This window comes from Undibacterium sp. Jales W-56 (assembly GCF_025548535.1).
GTDB lineage: Bacteria > Pseudomonadota > Gammaproteobacteria > Burkholderiales > Burkholderiaceae_D > Undibacterium.
Genome location: NZ_JAJLQW010000002.1, coordinates 641,132 through 663,910, shown reverse-complemented (window position 1 = coordinate 663,910; position 22,779 = coordinate 641,132). Strand labels below are relative to the sequence as shown.

Sequence of the window (22,779 nt, the reverse complement as noted above, 5' to 3'; positions counted from 1 at the left end):
TCAGAGCCCTGCAAAATTTTTCAAAAGTTGTATGCCCCAGCCATGGCTCTTTTCAGGATGAAACTGAACGCCGATTACATTGCCGCGTTGAACTCCACTGATGAAGCGATCGCCATAAATGGTGGTACTCAGCATGTCGGAGGTATCCTTGGGTTCAAAATAATATGAATGCAGAAAATAGAAACGCGCACCCTCGTCAAAATCACGGAATAGTCCGTCGCGGCGTATCGGCTCGACATCGTTCCAGCCCATATGGGGAAGATGGGTGCGATTCTGAAAGCGAGATTCATCGAAAAGTTTGACACTGGCATCGAACCACGCCAAACCATCTACCTTTCCCTCGTCACTATTCATGGCCATCATTTGCATGCCGACGCAAATGCCAAGCACTGGCTTTTTCTCACGCAGCACCAGATCATCCAGCGTTTCGCGCATGCCGGAGTTATTTAGCTTCGTCATGGCCCAGTCGAAGGCCCCGACTCCGGGTAGGATGATGTGTGAGGCAGTGGCAAGATCATCAGCCGTCTTTGCAAGCGTGACAGGTATGTCCAAGCGCTTGTAGATGTTAGCGAAAGCCTGAACATTTCCCAGTCCGTAATCGACAATCGAAATCACCGCTTGCCTCCAAGTTCAAGACCGAGCGTGCGCATTATTCTGGCACCTACGGTGTAGAACATTTCTTGCGAACGGTAATCCCTATAAGTCTTGTTGGGTGCATCGAGGTAAGTTTGCAGTTCATCAGTCGTGATGCCAAGCTTATTGGCAACGTATTCGAATTCCTGGCGCACGGTGGCGTCATCCAACGCTGGTTGCTTCAGTTGTTTCAATGCTTCCTCACGTGTCATTTGCCCCGTTACGATCAGACTAGAGAACTGCACCTTGCGGGTGTCGAATCCAAATTTCTTAGGAAGCCAGTAGCCTTCATAGAAACGCGTGAAACGCGACTCAAAATGTTTCTGAGGATAAGGTTGCCAACCAAATTTCTCAGTCAGCAGTTTCATTGCGCCAGCCTTATCATAGGGCACAAAATTCAATGGACGCACTACGCGGATACCTTTCACATAAGGTAGCCAGACTTTATGACGCAAGATTGAGGTAGTCGGATAATTATTCAATGGCCGAGTACCAAAGCGGCGATGAATGTCCTTCAGTTGAATCGAGTCCGACTGGTAGTACATCCACTCGATCGGGTTACGGATACATTCGGTCGAATAATTGGCTCCTGTCAGAATGTACTTGATGTTATTCTGTTCCGCGAACTTGTACATGGTCGCAAAGAAAGCATGGTCCTGTGGAGTATCGATGTGTGGCACGCCTGATTTAAAAAAGGCCAACTGCAAATCGCGCATCTCCTCCCAGTTGATCACTTCGGTATACAGGTCCAAGTCTAACTTATCGATCAGGCGCTCAATATTATTGACTGCCTCCTGAGAATTCCAGCCAGCATCGACGTGAAACACCAGCGGGCGCAGGCCGAACTCGGTAGCGATGTAAGTCAGGTAGGAACTGTCAATACCGCCACTCATGCCGATGAGACAATCGAAGTCTTTACCATTGCCGTTTGCCTTGATTTTTTCTACCAGTGCAAGCAACTCTTGCTCGCCGCGTTCATCGGTGTGCCAATTCGGCTGCACTTGTGTTTCATACGTGCGACAATGATCGCATACTCCCTCGGCATCAAAAGTGATGGCCGAGTCAGTTGTATCCATCACGCATTTCGAACAGATTTTCAGCGTTGTCATGCTCCGCTTTTCCTCTCTATAGTTTCCAGAAATTTCTCGACGTCGTTGAAGTGGGGGCCCAGTTGATGTAAATCTTCATCGGGCAGAGTCCACCATTGTGTGGCAATAAGTCGTTCTACTGTGAGTTCATCGAAACGGTAACGGATCAACCGTGCCGGGTTACCGGCGACAATACCGTAAGGTGGTACCGATTTTGTTACCACTGCACCAGCACCGACCACAGCGCCGCAACCGATTTCTACGCCTGGCAGGACAATGGCCGAACGACCGATCCAGACGTCGTGACCAATCACAACTCGCTTGATTGAATCGCGTTTATGGGTTGAAAACTTTGCCTTGACGCTATCACGACCCTGATAGAACACCGGCGACATACCGACCCATTCCATTGGGTGGCGGCCGCCGCCCAGCACCACGTCATTAGCGATTGAGGTGAAGCTGCCAATGTCGGCGCAATTGATATCGCAGTCGTAGCCGCAAAAGCTATGCCGTTGCATGTTCGAACTGTAGAAGATCGTCCCTGATTCGATTTTTGAAGTTGGGTCGATAATCGAATCCTTCACAGCCGTTAGCCGGGACCTCTTCAGTATCTTTGCAAGTAATCGAGTAATGGTTTGGATCATACGATAGCTGAATTACTTGATAGTTCTCTGTGTACTCTAAATGCCGATTCACATTTAGGTACATAACGGAAGAACAGGAAAAGATTCAAAAAAAAGAAGAAATCCAGCAGCGTTGGAAACAAGATTGGCTCAGACATCGCCCGCATCATCAATAATCCGATAAAAGTAGCAAAGATTAGTTTTGCTGACCAGGCCTTATCCGTAAAAAAGACGATCAATGGACTGAACAACGCAAGCAAAGTGATTGGTAAACCAAATAGGGCATGTGTGCGGACAAACGAAATATGGGGATTGCTTGCATACTGCAATTCAATTACGGTACCTGTGTAATCAGCACCAATCAACAAGGTCCAAAGATTAATTTTTTCGAGATACTGCCCCCAGATTTCCAGTCGATTTTGATCTACCAAACCCGCTCCAAGTTTAGTATACAAGTTCATCGCCTCTTCTATTTGATCGTAATTCCCCACTACGGCGATAGCTAAACCTAGCAGGAAAACAGTCAAGAAAACCTTGTATCGTCGACTCGACGCATGGGATAACGACAGATTAAACAGTAAGGTGAACATTACGAGTAAGCCGGCCACAACCAACGAACCCCGACCATAACCAAAAAAAGCCACGATAGCAGTGATAATCGGTGACAACACCGGTAATTTCTGTAACACCACATAATTGCATAGACTCAGACTTACCTGCATCACAATCAGATAAGCCGGAATGCCGTTTGCACTGGAACCCTCTATCACTTCGCCAAGCGGCTCGGGCATGTCCCAATAAACATACAATGCATACGCAATTCCTGTAACAGCTACTGTATATATGATGCGAAATGAAATCAGGAACACTTGGGGAGGGTATCGACTTGCTGCTTTTGCCGCAAAAAAAATTGCTATTGTGGAAAAGAAATAGAAAAATGGCGATAAACCGTGAGAATATTTTGTCATTCCAGGCAGAAAAAAAATGCAGACGACAAGAAACCACGAAAGATCTTTGTTCCGGAAAGTTGAAAATTGGAAACAGATACATGCATAAACAGCACAAATTACGGCACCGCCTATCAATAATACTGGTTTTTGTAACACAAAAGTCATCAATATAAAGGTCATCAGTAACGTAATACTAAATACTGAACGCTTGTTTGCAGGAACATTGAGTGCATTCATCAATTACCTCCATTCATATGCAAGCACGGCGTCACCTTTGTTATTGCAGGCACTGCTTCACTCTTGCAAGCGGTTAAAGCTAATTTGCGTAACAGAGCAACCAACTGATCTAGATGCAACATTTCTTCGTTATCGTCGAACCATAGCTCGGGATACATCATCTCGCCGCGTAGCAATATCTTCCTTCCTTTGAATGCCGGATCAATCTGACAGGTTGAATTGAACGAGGCAAATATCACATTTGGCAAGTTATTGACTTGCTCCAGTGACGGTAGCAGTTTGAAACCTCTAGGTACAACAGGTGTATGGTTATTCGGATGCGGACGAAAGTACAAACCTATCTCGGGATTGTTTTCAAATTCGTCTCCCAATAATTTGGTTATCCTATCTTCATTCAAGACCAAATACTTTTCTCCAATACCTCGCGACGATTGAGCGCTAAGTAGAACGAAGCAAATTGAGTACCTCATCAGAGACTCAGATGATGCATCGCTTGTTGCCACCGCTGGGGCTTTTTCGTTCAATTTACGCAGCACAAAATTGCAAGGGTGCGTCATGAAGTAATATTCTTTTTGCCTTTGGGTAAGTATGTGAAATTCAGCATAGGCGTGCACAGGCAAATACTTGCCTACGCCATGCGCACTGTTGACAACGTGCACATGGCGTCGGGCTAACGTACGTGCGAAGTCAAGGCTGCCAATGTCAAATTCATCAGATAACTGCACATTCCTGACTCCCAGTGCAGCGACCTCAAGTGCGTGCAATATCTGCGCCCGTGACTCCATGCGTTGTAATGATTCCACATCTCGCCTCAGTACAAAATTCAGTAGATCTCTAAAACAGTAGGAATGACCCGCCAACTTAAATAAGTAACCCTTCTTTCTAAGAAAATTAAGATAGCGTAATTGACGCCTGAAACTGATCGGGAAAGGATAAACGGCTCGAATCACCGAGGATTGCGTAATATCGAAAACAAGTTCGATGTCATCAACATAGGCCTTACGATAATTCTGGATATGGTTTGAACGTATACGTCGGTCGGCAAACCGGCCAAGTAAGCGAAACGACCAATGCGCAAATACTTTTAGCAAAACAACTCCTGCCTGCTTCCAGCTCAATTTCTGCGCATAGACATTTTCGACTTGGGGGGCAACTAGGCAATCGCCAGCTAAATATGTATCGATATCCGACATCAGGTAACTGGCTTCGGACTGGTAGAAGGCTGCAGCGTAGCGATAAGACCAGTTAACGCGACGATGGAGACGATATTTACTCTCACTGAAACGTCTGCAGGCAGTTATCAGTCGTTGTACAAAGACAGTAGTTTGGCGTACCAAAGGCATTTCAGGGAAACTCATATCAACTCCTGATTCCTAGAGCCCAAGGCATAGGAACTGCTTTCGAGGCGACGATCCAAACCATCAGTAATAGTAAACTATTGATCAACACAAATGATACGCCAGCACCCGCAAGGCCAAATCGAGCGGTCAATAAGTAAGAAAGCAGGCTGCCAACTATCGCTACAGAACCTGTCACGACAGATAATGTTCCAGTTTTCTCCGCGTAGAACATGTAATTGACAACGCTGTAGTACATACCCTGAATCACAAATCCAGCCACCATCCAGGGGATTAGATTATGCGCCATATCGAAATGAGGACCAATCAACTGATCAAACAAGAGATCAGCGATAATTACTACCATTAGGCCAACAAAAATGAGTATCGCGAATAACTGATAAGTACGACGAACCACCATGTGCTTAACCTCGACGTTTCCATTAGAGAGTTGCGCAAAAAGCCATGGAGCAAGTGCTTTGTTAAGAGGCTCGGTCAGTGCGAGTATGGACATGCCAACCTGCATGGCGACCATATAAATACCTAGACTTTCTGCACCGAGTAATGAGGACACCACTATCCGATCCACATAAGAAATTGCCATGCCCGCGGCAACATGCGGCAACATGGGTAAGCCGAACACCAGCAGGCTGCGGATTGCATTGCCTTCAATCTGATTGCCGATGTGCCCTCGACGAATGCAATGATAAAATCCCCATGCTGCACTGGCAGCAATTGCAACTGTATAAGACCAGATGCGCGACTCAGCATTGGCAGACACCCAGAATATCAGCCCTATGCATACTGACAATTCAATCATGCTTTGTAGCAGCCGTGCCCCAAAATAATGCCAGGGATTTCCAGAAAACTGAGAAATCGTAAGGAATAGTAAATTCAAATTAAGGAATAGCGCAGCGATAACGGCCAGCAATCCAAATCCAATCGATAAACCAAGGAATTTCGCCAATAGAGGAAAGGAAATTGCGAGCAAAACAAAGATAATCACATGCATACCCGCCAATGTTGCGATGGAGCTGAACACCAATTTTCCGAACTCTGTTGGTTTAGACTTGAAGAAACGAGCCGCCACGAACCCGTGCGCACTCAGTCCAGCAAAATTACCCAGCAAACCGGTCAACACTAAAAAAGAAGTTGCTTCGCCAAATTGCTGAGGCGTCAAGTAACGGGTCAAGATCGGCAGCAACAGAAAAGGTGTTGCACCTACAATTGCATACGCCGCCGCATAGATGAGAAAAGATCGCTTCGTAGTTTGAGTCAATTTATATTATGGAGAAAGTAATCGCAGACAGGTCATTTATGCCATTGTGTGGCAATTTAAATGCAAGTTGCTGGTAATTCAAAGCACGAATCCGTCATCGACGATAATGTTTTGACCATTGACGAATCGAGACTGTTCAGACAGGAGGAACACCAGAGCACCACTTATGTCCGATTGATCAAGCATCCCCTTGCTCATACAATGCGATTGATAAGCCTTAAGAAAGGATTCAGGCTGCCCGGCGAGCACTCCGCCCGGACTAATCGCGTTAACCCGGATATTCGTTCCTTTGAAATATTTCGCCATATAACTAGTAAGATGTATTAGCGCAGACTTAATCGCTGCGTATTCTACTGGCATGGTCATCGACGTACCTTCGTATATTTCGAACCGAGGCGCGATGACGCCATAAATCGAGGAAATGTTGATGATGTTGCCTTCCCCCTGTTTTTTGAAGTAAGTAGCTAGTTGCTGACTCATCAAAAAATACCCGCCCAAATTCAGTCCAAGATTCTCACAAAAATCAGCGTATTCAACATCGAAAAACGATCGCCCATAGTTTCTGTTTCGAGGGTAGGCGTTATTGACAAGAGCGTCGATACGTCCATAACGTCGATTTAGCTGTTCAATCATCGTAATGATTGAGTCTTTCGACGTAATGTCTAATTGTATAAAGTCAATCGACGTAGTCTCCAGTTGTTGACTGAGCTTTTCTTTTGTCCGCTCACCAAACTCTTGATTGACATCTGCAATGATTGCTATGCCCCCTTGGGCGATTACCGCCTTAACCAGTTCTTGACCTATTTGTCCAGCACCGCCCGTAATGACAACGACTTTGTCAGTTAATAACATATCTCAACTATTAGAAAATTTATTAGAAAATTTAAAACGCTTTGATGCAGGTAGCCAATCAATTGTATTTCCTGAATACCGGTTTGATCGCAGGACCAGCAAGATATTTATCCATACCCTCATTTACCGCTCGGGCACATATATGCATTGCATGATCAAGCGCAACACGAGTTCGCTCTAGTTCGTCGTTGCCATGTCGGTAAGAGAAAGCCAGCCAAGGCATCAAAATACCTTGCTTGATCATTTCTTGCGCAAACAAGGTTCTAAGCTCGAACCATGGAGTTCCATCATCCTTGACTGTGGCGTAGTAAGGATTTGCCGCCGGCCCTGCTGCCGAAAAATGGTTCGACAAGCCGTGTGCGGCAGATACCTGATTAATTGCTTTGGACAGTGCTTCACCATAAGACCACAGATGTGGGATGACCTTATTTTCCTCAAGAAAATTCATAGTAGCCAAGAAGGCCGCAAGTCCTGACATTTCAGCACCATGTGTGGTGGATAGGAGAAACAGACGTTCTTTTCCTGGTTTGTCGATCGAACCAAGCTCCATAATCTCACGTCGTCCCGCTACAGCTGCGACGGAGAAACCATTGGCCATAGCCTTACCGAAAGTACACAAATCGGGCTTGACCCCGTAGGTGTGTTGCGCACCTTTCATATCCCAACGGAAACCCGTAATAGTTTCGTCCAGGATAAAAACAATGCCGTGAGTATTGCAGACATCTTCCACTTCCTGCAAAAAATTTCGCGGCTTGCCGTTACCCATGGGGGGGGCGATTGTCGCAGGACATTCCATTGATGCTGGCTCAAGAATTACGCAAGCGATCTTGTCAGGATATTCAGCAATCAAAGTCTTGAGGGAGTCAATATCGTTGTACCCGAAAGTCTTGGTTTGATTGATCGTTTCCTGAGGAATACCCTTAGTAATTGGAGTGGATCCAATAAACCAGTCGTCATAGGAGAAAAATGGATGCTGAGCACAGCGGGCGATCAGGGTACGTCCGGTATAGGCACGAGCCAGCTTGACTGCGGCAGAAGTCGCGGTCGACCCGTTCTTCGTGAATTTCACCATATCGACCGAATCGATCATGGAAACAAGACGTTCTGCGGCTTCAAGTTCAATCATGGAGGCACGCGTTAAACTGTTACCAGCCTCCAGCCCTCGAATTGCAGCTGCGTTGATCGATGGTTCGGCATAACCAATTGAGACCGCTCGTAATGCCATGCCATAGTCTAAAAATTGCTGACCTTCAGGAGTCCAAACATAAGAACCTTTCCCGCGCTCTAGAATTTGTGGAGCGTTAGACGGATACTGATCATCTCCTCGTGAGTATGTGTGCGCGCCTCCTGGAATCACCTTATTCAATCTGGCGGAAGGTGTTGTCGCATATAAAATTTCAGAATTCTCTTTGGTATCAGACACGGTAGAAACTCCATTCATTTGGCAGACTTATTTTCTTTGACATCAAACAGGTGCATATTTTTTATAATTGTTTCTACGAACAAAAAATCAATAATCTCGTCAATTTCAATTGACTTCCACCTTGGAACTTTGAAGCCAAGCGTTCGCGCGTGGTAAAAATTCCGTTCTCTCCTTAATACTTCTGTGTCACTGATGTAAAGAGAACCTTCCAAGAAAAATAACTCTTCAAGCTCCTGCCTTCTTTTAAGAGATTGAAAATTTGGCGCTTGGAATGGCTGAATAAGTTCATTTTTCGACAATCTCACATCATATTCGGGGTGGGTTCCCTCCACATTCGAGATCCCTACAATGGAATCCGCAATTTCTCTGGATGCAACCAATCTTTGCAGGGCTTGGGAAATATCTTCTGCCGTTGTCAACGGAGAAGTGGGCTCCAATAGCACCGTATAGTCAAATTTTTCATTCTTAGCCTCCAGCCAATCAATTGCATGAAGTATGGCATCAATAGATTTTGCGGAATCTGACGAAAATTTCGCTGGTCGCAGAAAGGGCGCTGCAGCGCCATGTGCCTTAGCGATTTCTTGAATTTCTTGATCGTCCGTGGTTACCAACACCTTGTCTATGAAGCAACAACCAACCGCCGACTCAATCGGCCATGCAACAAGTGGTTTGCCGGCAAGAATTTTCTTATTCTTACCCGGAAGGCCTTTTGAGCCTCCCCTAGCAGGGATGATTGCGAGTACAGTTTTATTTTCTATCATCAAAAATACCCAAATATTCCTTGTTAGCACGCTCGTAGTCAGATATCCGCCCGATATCTAGCCAATATCCGTTAATCTGATGAGCTCGCGCTTTGTGACCAATCTGTATCCCTGCCTCAAAGAGGGATGGCATATCAAAAAATTGGTTAGAGGGTACAAGATCCAGCATTGTCGGCGATAGCACATAAATGCCCGCACTAACGATATAGCTATGCAGGGGTTTTTCTTCGATTGAATGGATAAAACTGTCCCTGACGTTGACGACGCCAAAAGGAACCTGCATTTCATAGTGTCGAACACCCATAGTCGCCGCTACATTGGATGCGGAATGCTGATCTACCATGTGGCCAAAATCTTCCTTGGTAAGAAGATCTGCATTAGTCACTACAATTGGATGATTTGGGCGTCGTGGCAAAAGGCTCAGTGCTCCAGCAGTTCCCAATCGCTGTTCTTCGCGAAGATAAGATATTTCTACTCCGAATTCGTGTCCGTCGCCAAAGTACTCTTCGATTTGTTCGGCTTTATAATTGACAGCAAGGTAAAAATTATGAAACCCCTGATCTGCATAACTACGGATGATAGTTTCCAGCAGGGGGCGCGATCCCACCTTCAGCATCGGTTTGGGAGTGTCGCGTGTAAGTTCCTGAAGTCTGGAGCCAAGGCCACCTGCCATAATGACCACCCAGTTATCACGTGGCGTAGCTTTGAGATAATCGTTGATAAGTGCTAACCCTACCACCACGCGATTTTCTGTGATTACCGGCAATTGATGCAGCCCAGTACGCCGCATCGAAGATAATATCGCCAAGGGGCTATCCTTTTCCAGGACAGTCTTCGGTGATTGGTTCATCACTCTGGCAACCCTGTCGCTCATGCTTAGGCCGCTAAGTAGTGCCCGGCGAGCATCACCATCTGAAATTGTGCCTAGCAAGCGCCCATTTTCGTCTACGACTACGGCCATTTGAGCTCCGGTACGATCAATAGCCTCGAGTGCCTCGCGAAGCGTAATGTTAGGTCCAATAAGGGAAGCTTGCCAACTATTCATGTATTGTTTGTCAAAGGATGTGCTGGAACGCCAATGGGTTTTCAGGGTCGAGACTATAGCACATCACGATCTTGGCAATTGCCATCATGGTGTGAATAAGCAGTAAATTGGACTAACCAAATAAATAAAATTAAAATAATAAGTTTGTGCTGAGTTCCGATATAAAAAATTGGTTTCGTGGTTCTGATATTGATCGTCTAATCTGTTAATTTCAGACGCATAGCTGTACCGAGGAGCACGCTGCCTGGTTTGACGTTCCGTACGCAGGTCACACCAGCTCCCACTATGGCATCGCTTCCAATTGAAATGCCTTGAATAACTGTCGCCCCTGCACCGATATAAGCATGCTCGGCAACGTTAATACCACCGCACAGTGTTACTCCCGGTGCTATATGCACATGAGCCCCAATTCTGCAATCGTGATCTACGCTGGCGCGGGTATTGACTATGGTATTCATTCCGATTACGCACTCTGATTGCAACACGGCGCCGGCCATCACCTGTACACCGTCTGACAAATGAGTATCTTCGGAAATCCAAGCAAAGGGATGTACTAACGGAGGAAATGAAAAACCTTTTTCTCGCCATAACTCATACAGTCTCCGACGAGTATTTTGCCGTGGCATTTGCCCAACTCCGTTAATTAATCCATATACTTGCGGATCTAAACATTCGAGTGCCTCATCACCACCTAAAACAGGTATGCCTCGCCATAAACGTGCTCCTTCTGCTGAAAGTTGTGGATCACAAATACCTACGACAGGGTGCCCACATGCCTGTAAAAGCGCATGCAATACCTTGGCATGGCCGCCGCCACCGAGGATTATCAATCGCAGAATATCTGAATGCAACGCAGTCATGTCTCGATTATCTCGCCCGCCGTGTAACTGCGCTGGGCCAATTTACCAACCATTTCCCACAGCGCTGACGCTGGTAATCCATGTCCACAGCGGGCGGTTTCCAAGTCCTCGCGACAAATTGTGGCGCCAACTGAAATATCGCGGCTAGCAATAACCTGCTGACGCCCAGCTTGACGCGTGTCCCATTCACTGATTTGAGGTGCCTTGCTACCATCACCAATGGCTTCAGACAGAGCCCGTATCTCACGGATCATTTGTTTCAACTCCGCAGGTTCAAGAGACGCTTGATGATCAGGGCCAGGCAGGTTACGGTCCAGCGTAAAATGCTTCTCGATCAAGCGAGCGCCACGCGCTACAGCTGCGATAGGGATAAGAATGCCTTCGGTATGATCGGAATAACCCACATCGAGACCAAAAGCATTCGCCAATGTGTCCATTGCCTTCAAGTTAACCTCCGCCAACGGAGTTGGATACTGTGAAGTGCAATGCAGCAGAGTTACATGCCCGTGCAAACTGCTTCTCCAGTCTGGACGACTCCAGCCGCGCCAAACTTCTTCCAAGCTCTTTGGCTCAGTGCTGTTATTGAGAGCATGCGCAATTACCGCTAAACCTTGCTCCACTTCTGAAAGCGTTGCCATTCCAGTTGATATCACCAGAGGTTTTCTGGTGCGTGCGAATTTCCACAAGAGAGGAGCATTTGTTAATTCTCCTGATGGAACTTTAAACAGAGGTATTTCAAGCTTAACTAAAAATTCCAGACTATCTGCGTCAAACGCTGTTGAAAGGAATTCGAGTCCTTTATGGCGAGCATGCGTCTGCAGTTCTATGTGCCATTCGCGTGCTAGTTCCAGCTTCCGAAGCATTTCCATTTGACTTTCGGTTGCGTCAGTACTGACCTTCTGATACGCAGCCTTGGGTGCTGTCTTTGCCGCCAATTTGGTAGCATTGAAGGTTTGGAATTTCACCGCATCAGCGCCTGCTTCCGCGGCAGCATCCACTAGCGCAAACGCTAAATCGCGCTGACCATTATGGTTGACTCCAGCTTCAGCAATCACATATACAGATTGAGGACTCATCGGATTTCCTTAAGAATCATGAAAGCTTCAGCCGCACGCACTCCGGATTGACTACCGCGCAACATCGCCTGTGCGCGTAGACATTCCTCGCTACGCGGGAAGGGGAATTCACCCATTTCGCTTTTGAACAGATTCATAACTTCGATCTTGCGATCAAGCCATGGAGTTCCATCGACAAATAGATTGGGACGGAATCCAGTGTCGTCAGGTCTTAAGCCAAATTCGGTCTCAGAGAGAGTTTCGTAGGCGTAAACCCTCCGGATACTTGGGTAACGGAAATTTTTACAACATGCTGCTGCAGCATCGAAAACCACAGCATGATCACTGTGCACATCGTTGCGGTAGGGCAGGTAGACTGTCTCTGGTCGAATCGCACCTACAACCTTCGCCACCGCACCTACCATCTCGCTCATAGAAAGCGTATCCAACTGCGTGGTCGGTAAACTGGCATGATGCACATTGAAAAAGCCGTAAGCGCGAGCTACCTGCTCGATTTCGGTATTTCGGCTTGCAATGCGCTCAGCGCTGAAACCTTGTTCCGGATGCATGGTAGTCATGATTAACCAGTGCACGGCTGCACCCTCTGCTATGTGACGCAAAAGGGTCATGCCACAACCCAGCGTTTCATCATCAGGATGTGGGGCAATGCACAGAACGACGTGTTGTTGGTCAATGGTCGGCATGTAATGGATCTTCAGGTTTACGCAGAAATTCGTCGAACGGCAGCGTTTTTAGCAAATCAACAGCAGCGTCGGCACTGTGGCCGTCACCATAGGGATTGCGCAATGTACGCAGCATTTCGGTGAAGGTTGGTGAAAGGGCAATTTCAAGTGCTGCACGTATGTTACTTAGCTCACCGCCGGAGAATAGAACGTTTTCACCACATAAACGGCCGCGCTGACGCTCGCCAATGTTGATAGCTGGAATCTTCAGCGTGGCCGCCTCCAGAATGCCGGCAGAAGAATTGCCTGCGATGAGCGCAACATGCTGGAAAAGATTAATGAATTGAGGCCGCGACAGGTTGCGGTAACAGGTTACTTGATCATGTAAGGCTAGCTGGTCCAACAATTGATTTAACTTGAAGTTGCCAGGATCCGTGTTAGGTGAGCCAAGGCAAACGTGGAACCCCTTTTCGACAAGCGCTTGGGTCGCATTAGTCAGATACTCATGTGAAACATGTTTCTCGGAGTCGATCGGGTGGAAAATCAAAAGAGCCAATGGCGCTTGATACGCATGCGGCTTGGCAGCCATCGCTCCAAGCACATGTGCCAAAGGTAACGCCGGCTCAACAACAAATTTATCTAGTGCAACACTACCAATCACAAAGATTCGGTTTGCGCTTTCACCCAATCGCAACAACCGCTCGCGGTGCTCTGAAATGCTGACAAAATGCGTCGAAGCCAATTTAGATGTGGCGTGACGCACTGGATTGTCGACATGTCCATCTGCCGCGTGATCGCCACCGAAGAAATGTGCAGTCGGAATACCGAGAAAACTACCCAGCATGGCTCCAACAAGTACATCTTCCCGGTCACCGGCGAAAATTATCAGGTCCGGCTCATAAGCCTTAATGATATCAATCGATGCACCTAGCAAAATAGATGCTGTTTTTAACCTGGCGGAAGAACTATCGGCGCTGATTAACGTTTCCACCTCTGCCAATATGGGCAGTCCATCTTTTTTGATATCTTGAATCGTAAAACCGAAAGAAGGTGACAAATGAGCGCCGGATACCAACAAACGAAACTCTACTTGTGAATCAGAATGCAGACGCTGATACACCCGACTCATCAGATCGTACTCTGATCGGATTGATGTTAAGGCGAGAATTTTACGCATCTTCAAAAGACGTCGGAAAGAGCCATCTGGCGCATAATCATTTCCGAATTGAATGGCATTCGCAGTGATCGCCCACCAAACTGGTAATCGAACACCCAGTAGGATCGAAAAGCATCCGCTGTAGCTGGCACCAGCACATTGATCTTGCAGTCTTCGGGGAGACGCTCAAGCTCGTTAATACTAAAGAAATACATGAGATCTATGCTATCACCGAACTTCTTGTATGCTAGCCCATTATCCCAGTGGTAATCACCACCCGGGCGCGATAGCCGCCAGCAGCGACTAATTTCATCATTTAGGTTCAAACGCCAACTCTTCTTGGAAAAAAAATCTGTCTCTTTTGCTTTTTCAAGTAATTCACTTTTTTTGAGTGAAGCCACGAAATCGGGCGCAGGTATATTCCATTGGAGTCTTTTTTTACGGCCAGGCGTTGCCAGGGCATTGGGAAAACCCATGACGAAATCGATACCGAGTTCAAGTCCGCGCTGATAGGTCAAGTCTCCCAGTTGAGCAAATAAACCAGCTTTACGTTGCAATTCCGTTACCATGGTTGTAATCGATAGATAGGAGTTGATCCGTTGCTCTTGCAGAGATAAGGGCATAGGGATCATTGCGTAGTGACCGACTAGTATGTCACCATCGTAGCACAACGACACGACGGGATCACCGTGTGGATTATCTAGATATGCCCAGCGCCATAATGCCTCTGAAATCGGCTTGCCGAAGCAATCCAGAAATAAGGCCGCGATTGCATTTTCATGCGATTGCAGCTCGGTTTTACTATTAAGGCTTATCAATTTCATGTTTATTTACTTACGTTAAAAACTCTGAGGTGCTAGTTGCGGGCACGCTACTAGGTAAATTTACCACCCGCTCTTCCAACCATTCAGCGTTAGATAGGTCGCCTCGGCGGCAGTGAGTAAAACAGGGTAAACGATTCATGAGCTGCCAAATGGGGCGCGTCATTACACTGGCGTCGTTAGTTGCTTTGAGTAAAGCAACTCGCTGTTCAAAGCTGTCACAAATAATGGCATTGAGCCAATAATTCGAGCGACAGTGTTCAGGCTCACGGAAGAAATGCAGAGGACTGCCTTCGAGTTGTTCGGCATAGCGTAGGGCTAACTGTCGCTTTGCTGCGACGAAGGATTCGATCTGTTCCAATTGCGCACAACCCAATGCTGCATTTAGATTGGGTAGTCGATAGTTGTAACCCACTTCATCATGGAAAAACTCATAAGGGTGAGGCTTCTTAGCTGTGGTTGTGAGGTGTTTGGCTCGCTCACCGAACACGTCGTCGGTAAGTACCATACCCCCACCACCAGTAGTAATAATTTTGTTTCCGTTGAAGCTGAGTGTGCCCATCCCACCAAAGGTGCCAGTGTGGCGTCCTTTGTAAAAACTACCAAGGGATTCGGCTGCATCTTCGATCAGCATGAGCCTCCAGCGAGAACACACATCAACCAAACCATCCAGTTCGGCCGGGTGGCCGAAAGTATGCATTGGTATGCAAGCCCGGATCACCTTGCCCTCTATGCGCGTCCGGCAAAATCCGTCATCACCAATTTGCGCGTGTTCACCCAACCATGCGTCAAGAGCTGTTGGCGACAAACTCATCGTATGGCGATCAACATCAATGAATAGCGGTTCAGCCATGCAATAAGTGATTGCATTGCAAGTGGCGACGAAAGTCAGCGGTTGAGTTATGACTAATTCGCCTGGCTGCACACCGGCTAGGCGCAACGCCACATGCAGTGCTGCCGTACCATTGACTGTGGCCACTGCCCGGGGGCTGCCGGTATAGGTGGCCATATTGGCTTCGAAACGGTTGACGAAGGCCCCGACACTTGAAACAAAAGTTGAATCGATAGTTTCAGTTACATATTCTCGTTCTCGCCCATTAAAAACTGGCGCATGAAGCGGGATAAATTCGTTTGTACGATATTGCTCTCTGATAAAGCGTATTAAGGCATCAAACATATCGAACTCAAACGTTGTAAATATTAGTTTTGTATTTGGTAAGATTTTCGGGTTGAGTGAACCACTCTACTGTCGCCCGCAATCCGTCGCGAATATTGTATTCCGGTGCAAAGCCAGTCAATTCGCGAATTTTGCTGTTATCGCACCATAGCCGGAATACTTCCGATTTGCCGGGGCGTAATCGTTGTTCATCGATCAGAAATTCCACATCGCTTTGCATTAGTTCGCGGATCAGCTTCAACGTATCACCAACGGTGATTTCGTAATTGGATCCGATGTTAACGATTTCACCGATTGCTTTATTGCAACGTGCCAATGCCAAAAAGCCGCGGCAAGTGTCGGTGACATAGTTGAAGTCGCGAGTTGGTGTAATGTCTCCTAGTTTGATCTGTTTCATGCCGCTGGCAATCTGGCTAATGATCGTCGGAATTACCGCTCGTGCGGATTGGCGAGGCCCATATGTGTTGAAGGGGCGAGCTATTGTTACAGGCAGATCAAAAGCATTGTGGAAACTCATAGCCATCGCATCGGCACCGATTTTAGAAGCGCTGTAAGGTGATTGCGGCTGCAGTGGGTGCTTTTCGTCAATCGGCACGTACTGCGCAGTACCGTAGACTTCACTGGTGGAGGTATGAATAACTCGTTTCACTCCATTCTCAAGAGCGGCCTGGCAGATATTAAGGGTGCCTTTGATATTGGTATCCACGTAACTATCAGGGGCAAGATAGGAGTAAGGGATAGCAATTAAAGCTGCCAAATGAAATACTGTATCCACATCTTTTGTAATGTGCTTACAGTAATGGGGATCCCGAATATCACCATTTAGGACTTCTACGTCTTTACGGCAATCTATATCCTCTAACCATCCCCAATAATTAAACGAGTTGTACTGAGATAACGCTTTTACGTTATAACCTTCCCTGACCAGCATTTCGGTTAGATGAGAGCCAATAAACCCGTCTGCTCCAGTGACCAAAATATTCTTCATTTTTTCTGTACCAGTTCTTTTTAAGGCGTAATTCGGCGACTTACGAATTTCGATACCTTCGAATTCATGTTTCAACGATTTGATTTCAACTTTCAGCGTTTCGTATTCTTCTTCCATACTTGCGCGCGAGAAATCGACTGATCAGCACCACTTTCCCTATCTCCAGGGTGAGATGTAAGCGTACACAAATTTGCTTTTGGAACAGTTGAAGTTTTACATATTTACTCAGTCTTTTGCCATCAGCGCTTTAAAGCAATAACTCAGTTCTTCAACACGCACTTTCAATCTTTTCACGAATTCTCGTTGAATGAAATTCGAGTTTTTCCGCAAGAAAAACACAACCCAAAAATGAGTAATTCCTCACATTTTAATTTGGTGATTTGTCATGAACTTGACATGATTTTGTTTGCGGCGCTACCTAAAAATGCTACGGCATGTTCAGTTAGATAGTGTGGCAAATAAATTTATACAAGAATCGAAGCAATTCTATCCGTTACCTTGCAGCTTTGTCCACATTTCGCGAAAAATATTTCCCCAAAAAAAGGATGGATTGAATCTCATTGACGAGTATTTGATGTAACTATGCATTTATTGGGCATGTGGCATTGCAGAAAAATGTAAAATAGGCTACTTCGCATTTTTTTGAGATAGTCTATGGACAGATTTTAATTTTTTTTGTCGGTACCTTTTAGTGATTTAAATACGTTGAACGTTAAATATTTGAAAGTTTTTCATGATTGAAGTGTTGTCGGTGTCCTTGGCGGCTTCTTGGTTTATTTGTTTTGGATTGATTCTGTTTAAGCATGCTCATCAGCATATATCCTCTGACCATGTGGGGTCGGGGCCGCAGAAGATGCATCACGGTGCCACGCCACGTATAGGAGGCTTACCTATATTTGTTGGTTTGTTGGCTGGAATGACAATCATGTATTTTGGCGAGTGGAATTTAAACAGCTTGCCGTTTATTGTCACTGTCTTACCAGTGTGGTTGGCTGGAATGACGGAAGATTTAACCAAGAAAGTTAGTCCGCTAAAACGCCTGCTAGCGGCTTTTTTCGCTGCATTATTGGGTATGTGGTTACTCGATGCCAAGTTAGTACGACTTGGTTTGCCCCTTCTGGATCATTTGGTAGCAAGCTATATTGTATTGAATGCCTTGTTGATTATGTTGGCAGTAGGCGGCATTACCCATGCGATGAATATCATCGACGGTTTTAATGGCTTGGCTGGTTTTGTTGTTGTGATGATTTTGTCGGCGTTGGCGTATGTGAGTTATCAGGTTCACGACACATTTTTGCTTGGGCAATGTATCGCAATGATAGGTGCGACTATCGGATTTTTGTTTTGGAATTATCCTCGCGGTAGCATTTTTGCAGGAGATGGCGGTGCTTATTTATGGGGAATTGTGGTCGCCGAGATTTGTGTGATGCTGGTGTATCGTAATCCGGCTGTGTCGCCCTGGTTCCCTTTATTACTCGTTATCTACCCGGTATGGGAAACGGTTTTTTCTATTTATCGCCGTAAAGTTATCCGTGGTTTACCGGCCGGCTTGCCCGATGCGATTCACTTGCACTCTCTGGTTTACAAGCGTTTGGTGCGCTATATGATCGGTTCTAAAAAAGCGGAACATATGATCAGACGTAATTCACTCACTGCCCCATACCTGTGGGGATTGACTGCGTTTTCGATTGTTCCGGCAATTTTATTCTGGTCCAGTACGCCGATGATCTTGTTCTTTACGGGCTTGTTTATTTTGAGTTATTGCATTTTTTATGCAATGATTGTGCGTTTTAAAATTAAGCGCTGGATGACGGTTGGTGGTGATGCGTCCGATTCTGATGAATCCAAAATGGAATCCAGTGTTTAATAAGACAAGATAGATGCTGGCTGTATCTGGGGTGGAAAGCCCCGGTATTTTGAACTGAAATAAACCCGATAAATTATTAAAGTACTTACCTATGCATCGAATAATGAAGAGTACGTTTCCCATTTTTGCTGTTCTTGTTGCAAATACCGTTTTTGCGCAGCAAACTAATTTTCAAAACACTCAAGATTTAATGACCGGCGGTGAGTATTCAGCGAACTCATTGGGAGTCAGCAAAGCTCCGCGCATTACTAATCAATCGCTCAACCAGAATAATGCTGCCGGTAATGTTGGTGATGGTACTAACGCCGCATTCAACTCCCGATCAGCCGCAGAAGACGCTAATTATTTTGTGAAAAATAAAAAGCAGGAAAAAAGCGAATTCCAGAATTTCGTCGAGTATGCAACTGGCAAACAGTTGCCCTTATTTGGCGAGGAGTTCTTTTCTCGTGCGCCATCTAGCTTTGCTCCGTTGCAAGATACGCCGATTCCTTCGGATTATGTACTGGGTGCCGGTGACGAGGTGTTGATCCGCGCCTGGGGTAGTGTCGATATTGACTATCGTGCGACCGTTGATCGTAACGGCCTGATTAATATCCCGACGATAGGCACCATCTCCATGGCGGGTGTAAAGGCCGGTGAGGCCGATGCAGTCATCAAATCTTCTATTGGGAAGCTCTATCGTGATGTCGCTGTCAGCGTCAGCTTTGGCCGCTTGCGCGCGATTACTGTCTATGTCGTGGGACAGGCGAAGAAACCGGGTTCTTATACGGTATCCGGTTTTTCAACTTTGGTGACGGCATTGCTGGTCAGTGGCGGACCGAATTTGACTGGTTCCATGCGTAATGTCCAGGTGAAGCGACAAGGGAAGGTTGTCGGTAGTCTCGACTTGTATTCATTCATTGCCAAGGGCGACAAGAGTAATGACGTGAAACTGCAAGATGGCGACACGATCTATATTCCAGCGGCAACAGGATATGTTGCATTAACCGGTAAAGTGAATGCGCCGGCGATTTACGAGTTGAAGTCTGCAAACGAGTCTGTTGCGAGCATTCTTGACCTTGCTGGCGGTATGCCGGTAATCGCAGATCCACGCCGCGCATTTTTAGAGCGCATTGATCCAAACAAGTCTCAGCCGCGTACGGTGGAGGAGTTTGCTTTGAACCAGACTGGTCTGGCCAAGGCGCTCAAGAATGGTGATTTGTTGACTGTTACATCGATCACGCCGGATTTTTCTAATGCCGTGACTTTACGCGGCAATGTCAATCAGGCGTTGCGAGTGCCATTCAGACCGGGTATGCGTGTCCGTGATCTGATTCCGAATCGCGAAGCTTTGATTACGCGGGCATCCGTGCAGCGTCAGAATGACGCCTTAATTCAGAGGAATGAGGACGTTAATAGTGACGAAAATAATGTCAAAAATGTTTTTGGCGACAATAAAAAGCAAGTCAAGGAAAATACATCTTCAATAGCTTCCCGCATCGGCAATCTGATTGATGATGTGAACTGGGATTATGCGGTAGTTGAGCGTGTTGATCGTGCAACTTTGAATGTAAGTCTGGTACCGTTTAATCTCGGGCGTGCCATGGATAACCCAGATAGTGAAGATAATCTGCGTTTGCAGGCAGGTGATGCGATTACGGTTTTTTCGCAAAACGATATTCAGGTTCCGGTCGCAAAACGTAAAGTCTTTGCACGCATTGAGGGTGAAGTAAATGCGCCGGGCGTGTACCAGATGGGGTCTGGGGAAACCGTTCAGTCGCTGATTGCGAAGGCGGGTGGTACGACCGCGAATGCCTATTTGTATGGCACCGAGTTTTACCGCGAGAAGGTGCGTCAGGAACAGCAGGCGAATCTGGAAAAGGCAGTACGTCGTCTGGAGACGCAAATCCGTACTGAAAATGCGAAGGCTGCGGCAAATCAATCAGGCGTTGTCGATGCCCAAACAACGGCTTTAAAACTCAAGGCGGAACAAGAGGCCAGCGCTCAGGTGTTGGCAAAAATGCGTGAATTAAAGGCGACCGGACGCATTTCATTTGGTCTCGCAGCGAACGACGACAATTTTAACAAATTGCCCGCACTTAAATTGGAAAATGGCGATCAGTTAGTCATACCTAGTCGTCCTGATTTTGTGCATGTATTTGGCGCCGTGAGCCAGGAGGCATCGATTATCTGGCACAAAGGGATGACGGTTGAGAAATACCTGGCTGATGCAGGACCGACTTCCGAAGCCGATATTGATGGCATATTCGTTTTGCGGGCAAATGGGACGGTGCTCTCTTCAGTGGGACGTGGATGGTTCTCCAGCATTAATTCTGCCGAAGTGATGCCTGGTGATAGTATCGTGGTTCCCGAGCGTTTAAATAAAGAAACCGCTTACAAGGCATTCACGAACGGCTTGAAAGACTGGGCGCAAATTCTCTCCGGATTTGGCTTGGGTGCGGCTGCGATTAAGACTTTGAAATAATGAGTATGACTACATTGAATCAAGAGCAGCCGGCTCAAACGAATGAAGATGACGATGGCATCAGTCTGATGGATGTCTTGCTCACTTTGGCGAAGCATAAGAGAAAATTTTTGCTGTATCCGGTGGGATTTGGCGTTGCAGGCTTATTAATCAGTCTGGTGATGCCAAATGTTTATAAAGCGAATACCAAAATCTTACCACCGCAGCAAAGTCAGTCGACCGCATCAGCCATGCTGAGTCAGCTTGGTGGCTTGGCAGGTGGTGCCGGTGCTGCGTTGGGATTGAAAAGTCCGAATGATTTGTACATAGGCATGCTTAAAAGCCGGGCAATTTCAGATAAATTGATTCAGCGCTTCGACTTGCAAAAACGCTACGAAGCTAAATTTTTAGAAAATGCCAGGAAAGAATTTGACGCGAATTCAGTGATAGCGTCCGGTAAGGACAATATTATCTCTATCGAATTCGAAGACAAGGACCCCAAGCTTGCCGCCGCCATTACCAATGCCTATGTGGAGGAATTGGTGGCTCTGACCGGTAAATTTGCATTGACCGAAGCCTCGCAACGCCGGGTGTTTTTTGAAAAACAATTGGAGTTAACCAAAGATAAGATGATTTCGGCAGAAATATCGCTGGCAAACGGCCTGGATAGTAAGGGAATGCTGAGTGTTGATGCTCAAAGCAAAGCTGTTCTGGAAACCGTTGCCAGATTGCGGGCAGGGATATCTGCCAAGGAAATTCAGCTTAAAGCGATGCAGGCATTTGTGACGCCGGGTAATAACGAATACAAGCGCGCCAATCAAGAGTTGCTTGGTATGCAGCAGGAGTTGATCAAGCTGGAAAAAGGCTCCCAAAGCGCAACGGCAACCTCTGAACCTGCAGTTAAACCAAAAGATGGCGGTGACAGCAGTGTCCAAACTTTGCGCGATGTGAAATATTACCAGATGCTGTATGAACTGCTTGCCAAGCAATATGAGGTTGCCCGTCTTGACGAGGCGAAGGATATCCCCTTGATTCAGGTGTTGGATAAGGCAATCGAGCCCGAACGCAAATTCAAGCCCCAGCGCGCCCTGATAACGATTGCAGCCGCTTTCTTCGGCTTGATACTGGCCTTTGTCGCAGCCTTTGTATCTGAGGCGCTCAATCGCCCAAAGACGCCGGAAGAGCAGGAAAAATGGCGTTTACTAAAATCTTATCTGTGACTTGCTTTCCCTTGCCAGTTCGTTGATCGACAAAAACCGCATGCAAAAGCATGCGGTTTTGTTTTGAATTGACGGATTTTTGTGCCACGGATCTGGTCGTTTTGCCAGATTCTTCATTGCGATTAGGTAAATATTCGTTTATAATCTGGTAGTTAGCAGAGGATGCCTTATTGATTTGAAATCTGGGCGCTAAAATAAAGATGGGCAGTAGCCCATTTTTTTTTGTTTTATTGCCTAGTGTTAATTTCATTCTATACATAATGGCTTGCGTTGATCGGAGA

At 46.5% G+C, this 22,779-nt stretch carries 21 protein-coding genes; 3 read left to right on the top strand and 18 right to left on the bottom strand.

What is annotated here, in order from left to right; genetic code table 11:
- The 17 genes from hisH to LPB67_RS08905 form a co-directional block, all read right to left on the bottom strand.
- Positions 1-615, bottom strand: a complete 615-nt coding sequence (hisH, locus tag LPB67_RS08985) for an imidazole glycerol phosphate synthase subunit HisH (protein WP_262836786.1) — start codon at positions 613-615, stop codon at positions 1-3.
- Positions 612-1,742 (bottom strand): N-acetyl sugar amidotransferase, encoded by a 1,131-nt coding sequence (locus tag LPB67_RS08980; protein WP_262836785.1) that lies wholly within the window; start codon positions 1,740-1,742, stop codon positions 612-614. Before LPB67_RS08980 ends, hisH begins: the two co-directional genes overlap by 4 nt.
- Positions 1,739-2,239 carry a DapH/DapD/GlmU-related protein gene (locus LPB67_RS19105; protein WP_316685166.1) on the bottom strand — a complete coding sequence of 167 codons (501 nt, stop codon included), beginning with the start codon at positions 2,237-2,239 and terminating at the stop codon, positions 1,739-1,741. The genes LPB67_RS08980 and LPB67_RS19105 overlap by 4 nt, the downstream gene beginning before the upstream one ends.
- Positions 2,240-2,361: 122 nt before the next feature.
- Positions 2,362-3,531 carry a hypothetical protein gene (locus LPB67_RS08970; protein WP_262836784.1) on the bottom strand — a complete coding sequence of 390 codons (1,170 nt, stop codon included), beginning with the start codon at positions 3,529-3,531 and terminating at the stop codon, positions 2,362-2,364.
- A complete protein-coding gene (locus LPB67_RS08965; protein WP_262836783.1) occupies positions 3,531-4,889 on the bottom strand; it encodes a hypothetical protein in 1,359 nt (452 codons plus the stop codon). The genes LPB67_RS08970 and LPB67_RS08965 overlap by 1 nt, the downstream gene beginning before the upstream one ends.
- A gap of 1 nt (position 4,890) precedes the next feature.
- Positions 4,891-6,147 carry a lipopolysaccharide biosynthesis protein gene (locus LPB67_RS08960; RefSeq protein ID WP_262836782.1) on the bottom strand — a complete coding sequence of 419 codons (1,257 nt, stop codon included), beginning with the start codon at positions 6,145-6,147 and terminating at the stop codon, positions 4,891-4,893.
- A gap of 78 nt (positions 6,148-6,225) precedes the next feature.
- A complete protein-coding gene (locus LPB67_RS08955; protein WP_262836781.1) occupies positions 6,226-6,999 on the bottom strand; it encodes an oxidoreductase in 774 nt (257 codons plus the stop codon).
- Positions 7,000-7,057: 58 nt separating this feature from the next.
- Positions 7,058-8,422, bottom strand: a complete 1,365-nt coding sequence (locus tag LPB67_RS08950; protein WP_262836780.1) for a glutamate-1-semialdehyde 2,1-aminomutase — start codon at positions 8,420-8,422, stop codon at positions 7,058-7,060.
- Between the two features lie 14 nt (positions 8,423-8,436).
- Positions 8,437-9,183 (bottom strand): cytidylyltransferase domain-containing protein, encoded by a 747-nt coding sequence (locus LPB67_RS08945; protein ID WP_262836779.1) that lies wholly within the window; start codon positions 9,181-9,183, stop codon positions 8,437-8,439.
- Positions 9,170-10,228 (bottom strand): nucleotidyltransferase family protein, encoded by a 1,059-nt coding sequence (locus LPB67_RS08940; RefSeq protein ID WP_262836778.1) that lies wholly within the window; start codon positions 10,226-10,228, stop codon positions 9,170-9,172. The genes LPB67_RS08945 and LPB67_RS08940 overlap by 14 nt, the downstream gene beginning before the upstream one ends.
- Before the next feature lie 197 nt (positions 10,229-10,425).
- On the bottom strand, positions 10,426-11,088 hold the full coding sequence (locus LPB67_RS08935) for an acetyltransferase (protein WP_262836777.1): 663 nt from the start codon (positions 11,086-11,088) through the stop codon (positions 10,426-10,428).
- A complete protein-coding gene (neuB, locus tag LPB67_RS08930) occupies positions 11,085-12,164 on the bottom strand; it encodes an N-acetylneuraminate synthase (protein ID WP_262836776.1) in 1,080 nt (359 codons plus the stop codon). The genes LPB67_RS08935 and neuB overlap by 4 nt, the downstream gene beginning before the upstream one ends.
- Positions 12,161-12,847: a PIG-L deacetylase family protein gene (locus LPB67_RS08925; RefSeq protein WP_262836775.1), complete on the bottom strand. Its 687-nt coding sequence runs from the start codon at positions 12,845-12,847 to the stop codon at positions 12,161-12,163. The genes neuB and LPB67_RS08925 overlap by 4 nt, the downstream gene beginning before the upstream one ends.
- Positions 12,834-14,003 carry a UDP-N-acetylglucosamine 2-epimerase gene (gene neuC / locus LPB67_RS08920; RefSeq protein ID WP_262836774.1) on the bottom strand — a complete coding sequence of 390 codons (1,170 nt, stop codon included), beginning with the start codon at positions 14,001-14,003 and terminating at the stop codon, positions 12,834-12,836. Before neuC ends, LPB67_RS08925 begins: the two co-directional genes overlap by 14 nt.
- Positions 14,004-14,005: 2 nt before the next feature.
- On the bottom strand, positions 14,006-14,806 hold the full coding sequence (locus LPB67_RS08915) for a GNAT family N-acetyltransferase (RefSeq protein ID WP_262836773.1): 801 nt from the start codon (positions 14,804-14,806) through the stop codon (positions 14,006-14,008).
- Positions 14,807-14,816: 10 nt separating this feature from the next.
- Complete coding sequence (locus LPB67_RS08910) at positions 14,817-15,980, bottom strand: LegC family aminotransferase (RefSeq protein WP_262836772.1); 1,164 nt, start codon at positions 15,978-15,980, stop codon at positions 14,817-14,819.
- 7 nt (positions 15,981-15,987) lie between these two features.
- Complete coding sequence (locus tag LPB67_RS08905) at positions 15,988-17,085, bottom strand: NAD-dependent 4,6-dehydratase LegB (RefSeq protein ID WP_316685163.1); 1,098 nt, start codon at positions 17,083-17,085, stop codon at positions 15,988-15,990.
- A 616-nt stretch (positions 17,086-17,701) separates the two neighbouring features.
- Between LPB67_RS08905 and LPB67_RS08900 the strand changes: the two genes are divergently transcribed.
- The 3 genes from LPB67_RS08900 (at position 17,702) to LPB67_RS08890 (ending at position 22,498) form a co-directional block, all read left to right on the top strand.
- Entirely contained in the window at positions 17,702-18,835 is a 1,134-nt protein-coding gene (locus LPB67_RS08900; RefSeq protein ID WP_262836771.1) for an MraY family glycosyltransferase, read from the top strand.
- Positions 18,836-19,025: 190 nt separating this feature from the next.
- Positions 19,026-21,299, top strand: coding sequence for a polysaccharide biosynthesis/export family protein (locus tag LPB67_RS08895; RefSeq protein ID WP_262836769.1), 2,274 nt, complete (start codon positions 19,026-19,028; stop codon positions 21,297-21,299).
- Positions 21,299-22,498, top strand: coding sequence for a GumC family protein (locus LPB67_RS08890; protein ID WP_262836768.1), 1,200 nt, complete (start codon positions 21,299-21,301; stop codon positions 22,496-22,498). Before LPB67_RS08895 ends, LPB67_RS08890 begins: the two co-directional genes overlap by 1 nt.
- Here the strand turns inward: LPB67_RS08890 and LPB67_RS08885 are convergent.
- Entirely contained in the window at positions 22,437-22,748 is a 312-nt protein-coding gene (locus tag LPB67_RS08885) for a hypothetical protein (protein ID WP_262836767.1), read from the bottom strand. The genes LPB67_RS08890 and LPB67_RS08885 overlap by 62 nt on opposite strands.
- Positions 22,749-22,779: the final 31 nt, after the last annotated feature.

What these genes read in the sequence shown, in the direction of transcription:
- LPB67_RS08980 (WP_262836785.1), bottom strand. Translation starts at nt 1,742, where the DNA reads ATGACAACGCTGAAAATCTGTTCGAAATGCGTGATGGATACAACTGAC.
- LPB67_RS19105 (WP_316685166.1), bottom strand. Translation starts at nt 2,239, where the DNA reads ATGCAACGGCATAGCTTTTGCGGCTACGACTGCGATATCAATTGCGCC.
- LPB67_RS08970 (WP_262836784.1), bottom strand. Translation starts at nt 3,531, where the DNA reads ATGAATGCACTCAATGTTCCTGCAAACAAGCGTTCAGTATTTAGTATT.
- LPB67_RS08965 (WP_262836783.1), bottom strand. Translation starts at nt 4,889, where the DNA reads ATGAGTTTCCCTGAAATGCCTTTGGTACGCCAAACTACTGTCTTTGTA.
- LPB67_RS08955 (WP_262836781.1), bottom strand. Translation starts at nt 6,999, where the DNA reads ATGTTATTAACTGACAAAGTCGTTGTCATTACGGGCGGTGCTGGACAA.
- LPB67_RS08945 (WP_262836779.1), bottom strand. Translation starts at nt 9,183, where the DNA reads ATGATAGAAAATAAAACTGTACTCGCAATCATCCCTGCTAGGGGAGGC.
- LPB67_RS08940 (WP_262836778.1), bottom strand. Translation starts at nt 10,228, where the DNA reads ATGAATAGTTGGCAAGCTTCCCTTATTGGACCTAACATTACGCTTCGC.
- LPB67_RS08935 (WP_262836777.1), bottom strand. Translation starts at nt 11,088, where the DNA reads ATGACTGCGTTGCATTCAGATATTCTGCGATTGATAATCCTCGGTGGC.
- neuB (WP_262836776.1), bottom strand. Translation starts at nt 12,164, where the DNA reads ATGAGTCCTCAATCTGTATATGTGATTGCTGAAGCTGGAGTCAACCAT.
- LPB67_RS08925 (WP_262836775.1), bottom strand. Translation starts at nt 12,847, where the DNA reads ATGCCGACCATTGACCAACAACACGTCGTTCTGTGCATTGCCCCACAT.
- neuC (WP_262836774.1), bottom strand. Translation starts at nt 14,003, where the DNA reads ATGCGTAAAATTCTCGCCTTAACATCAATCCGATCAGAGTACGATCTG.
- LPB67_RS08915 (WP_262836773.1), bottom strand. Translation starts at nt 14,806, where the DNA reads ATGAAATTGATAAGCCTTAATAGTAAAACCGAGCTGCAATCGCATGAA.
- LPB67_RS08910 (WP_262836772.1), bottom strand. Translation starts at nt 15,980, where the DNA reads ATGTTTGATGCCTTAATACGCTTTATCAGAGAGCAATATCGTACAAAC.
- LPB67_RS08905 (WP_316685163.1), bottom strand. Translation starts at nt 17,085, where the DNA reads ATGGAAGAAGAATACGAAACGCTGAAAGTTGAAATCAAATCGTTGAAA.
- LPB67_RS08900 (WP_262836771.1), top strand. Translation starts at nt 17,702, where the DNA reads ATGATTGAAGTGTTGTCGGTGTCCTTGGCGGCTTCTTGGTTTATTTGT.
- LPB67_RS08895 (WP_262836769.1), top strand. Translation starts at nt 19,026, where the DNA reads ATGACCGGCGGTGAGTATTCAGCGAACTCATTGGGAGTCAGCAAAGCT.
- LPB67_RS08890 (WP_262836768.1), top strand. Translation starts at nt 21,299, where the DNA reads ATGAGTATGACTACATTGAATCAAGAGCAGCCGGCTCAAACGAATGAA.
- LPB67_RS08885 (WP_262836767.1), bottom strand. Translation starts at nt 22,748, where the DNA reads ATGAAATTAACACTAGGCAATAAAACAAAAAAAAATGGGCTACTGCCC.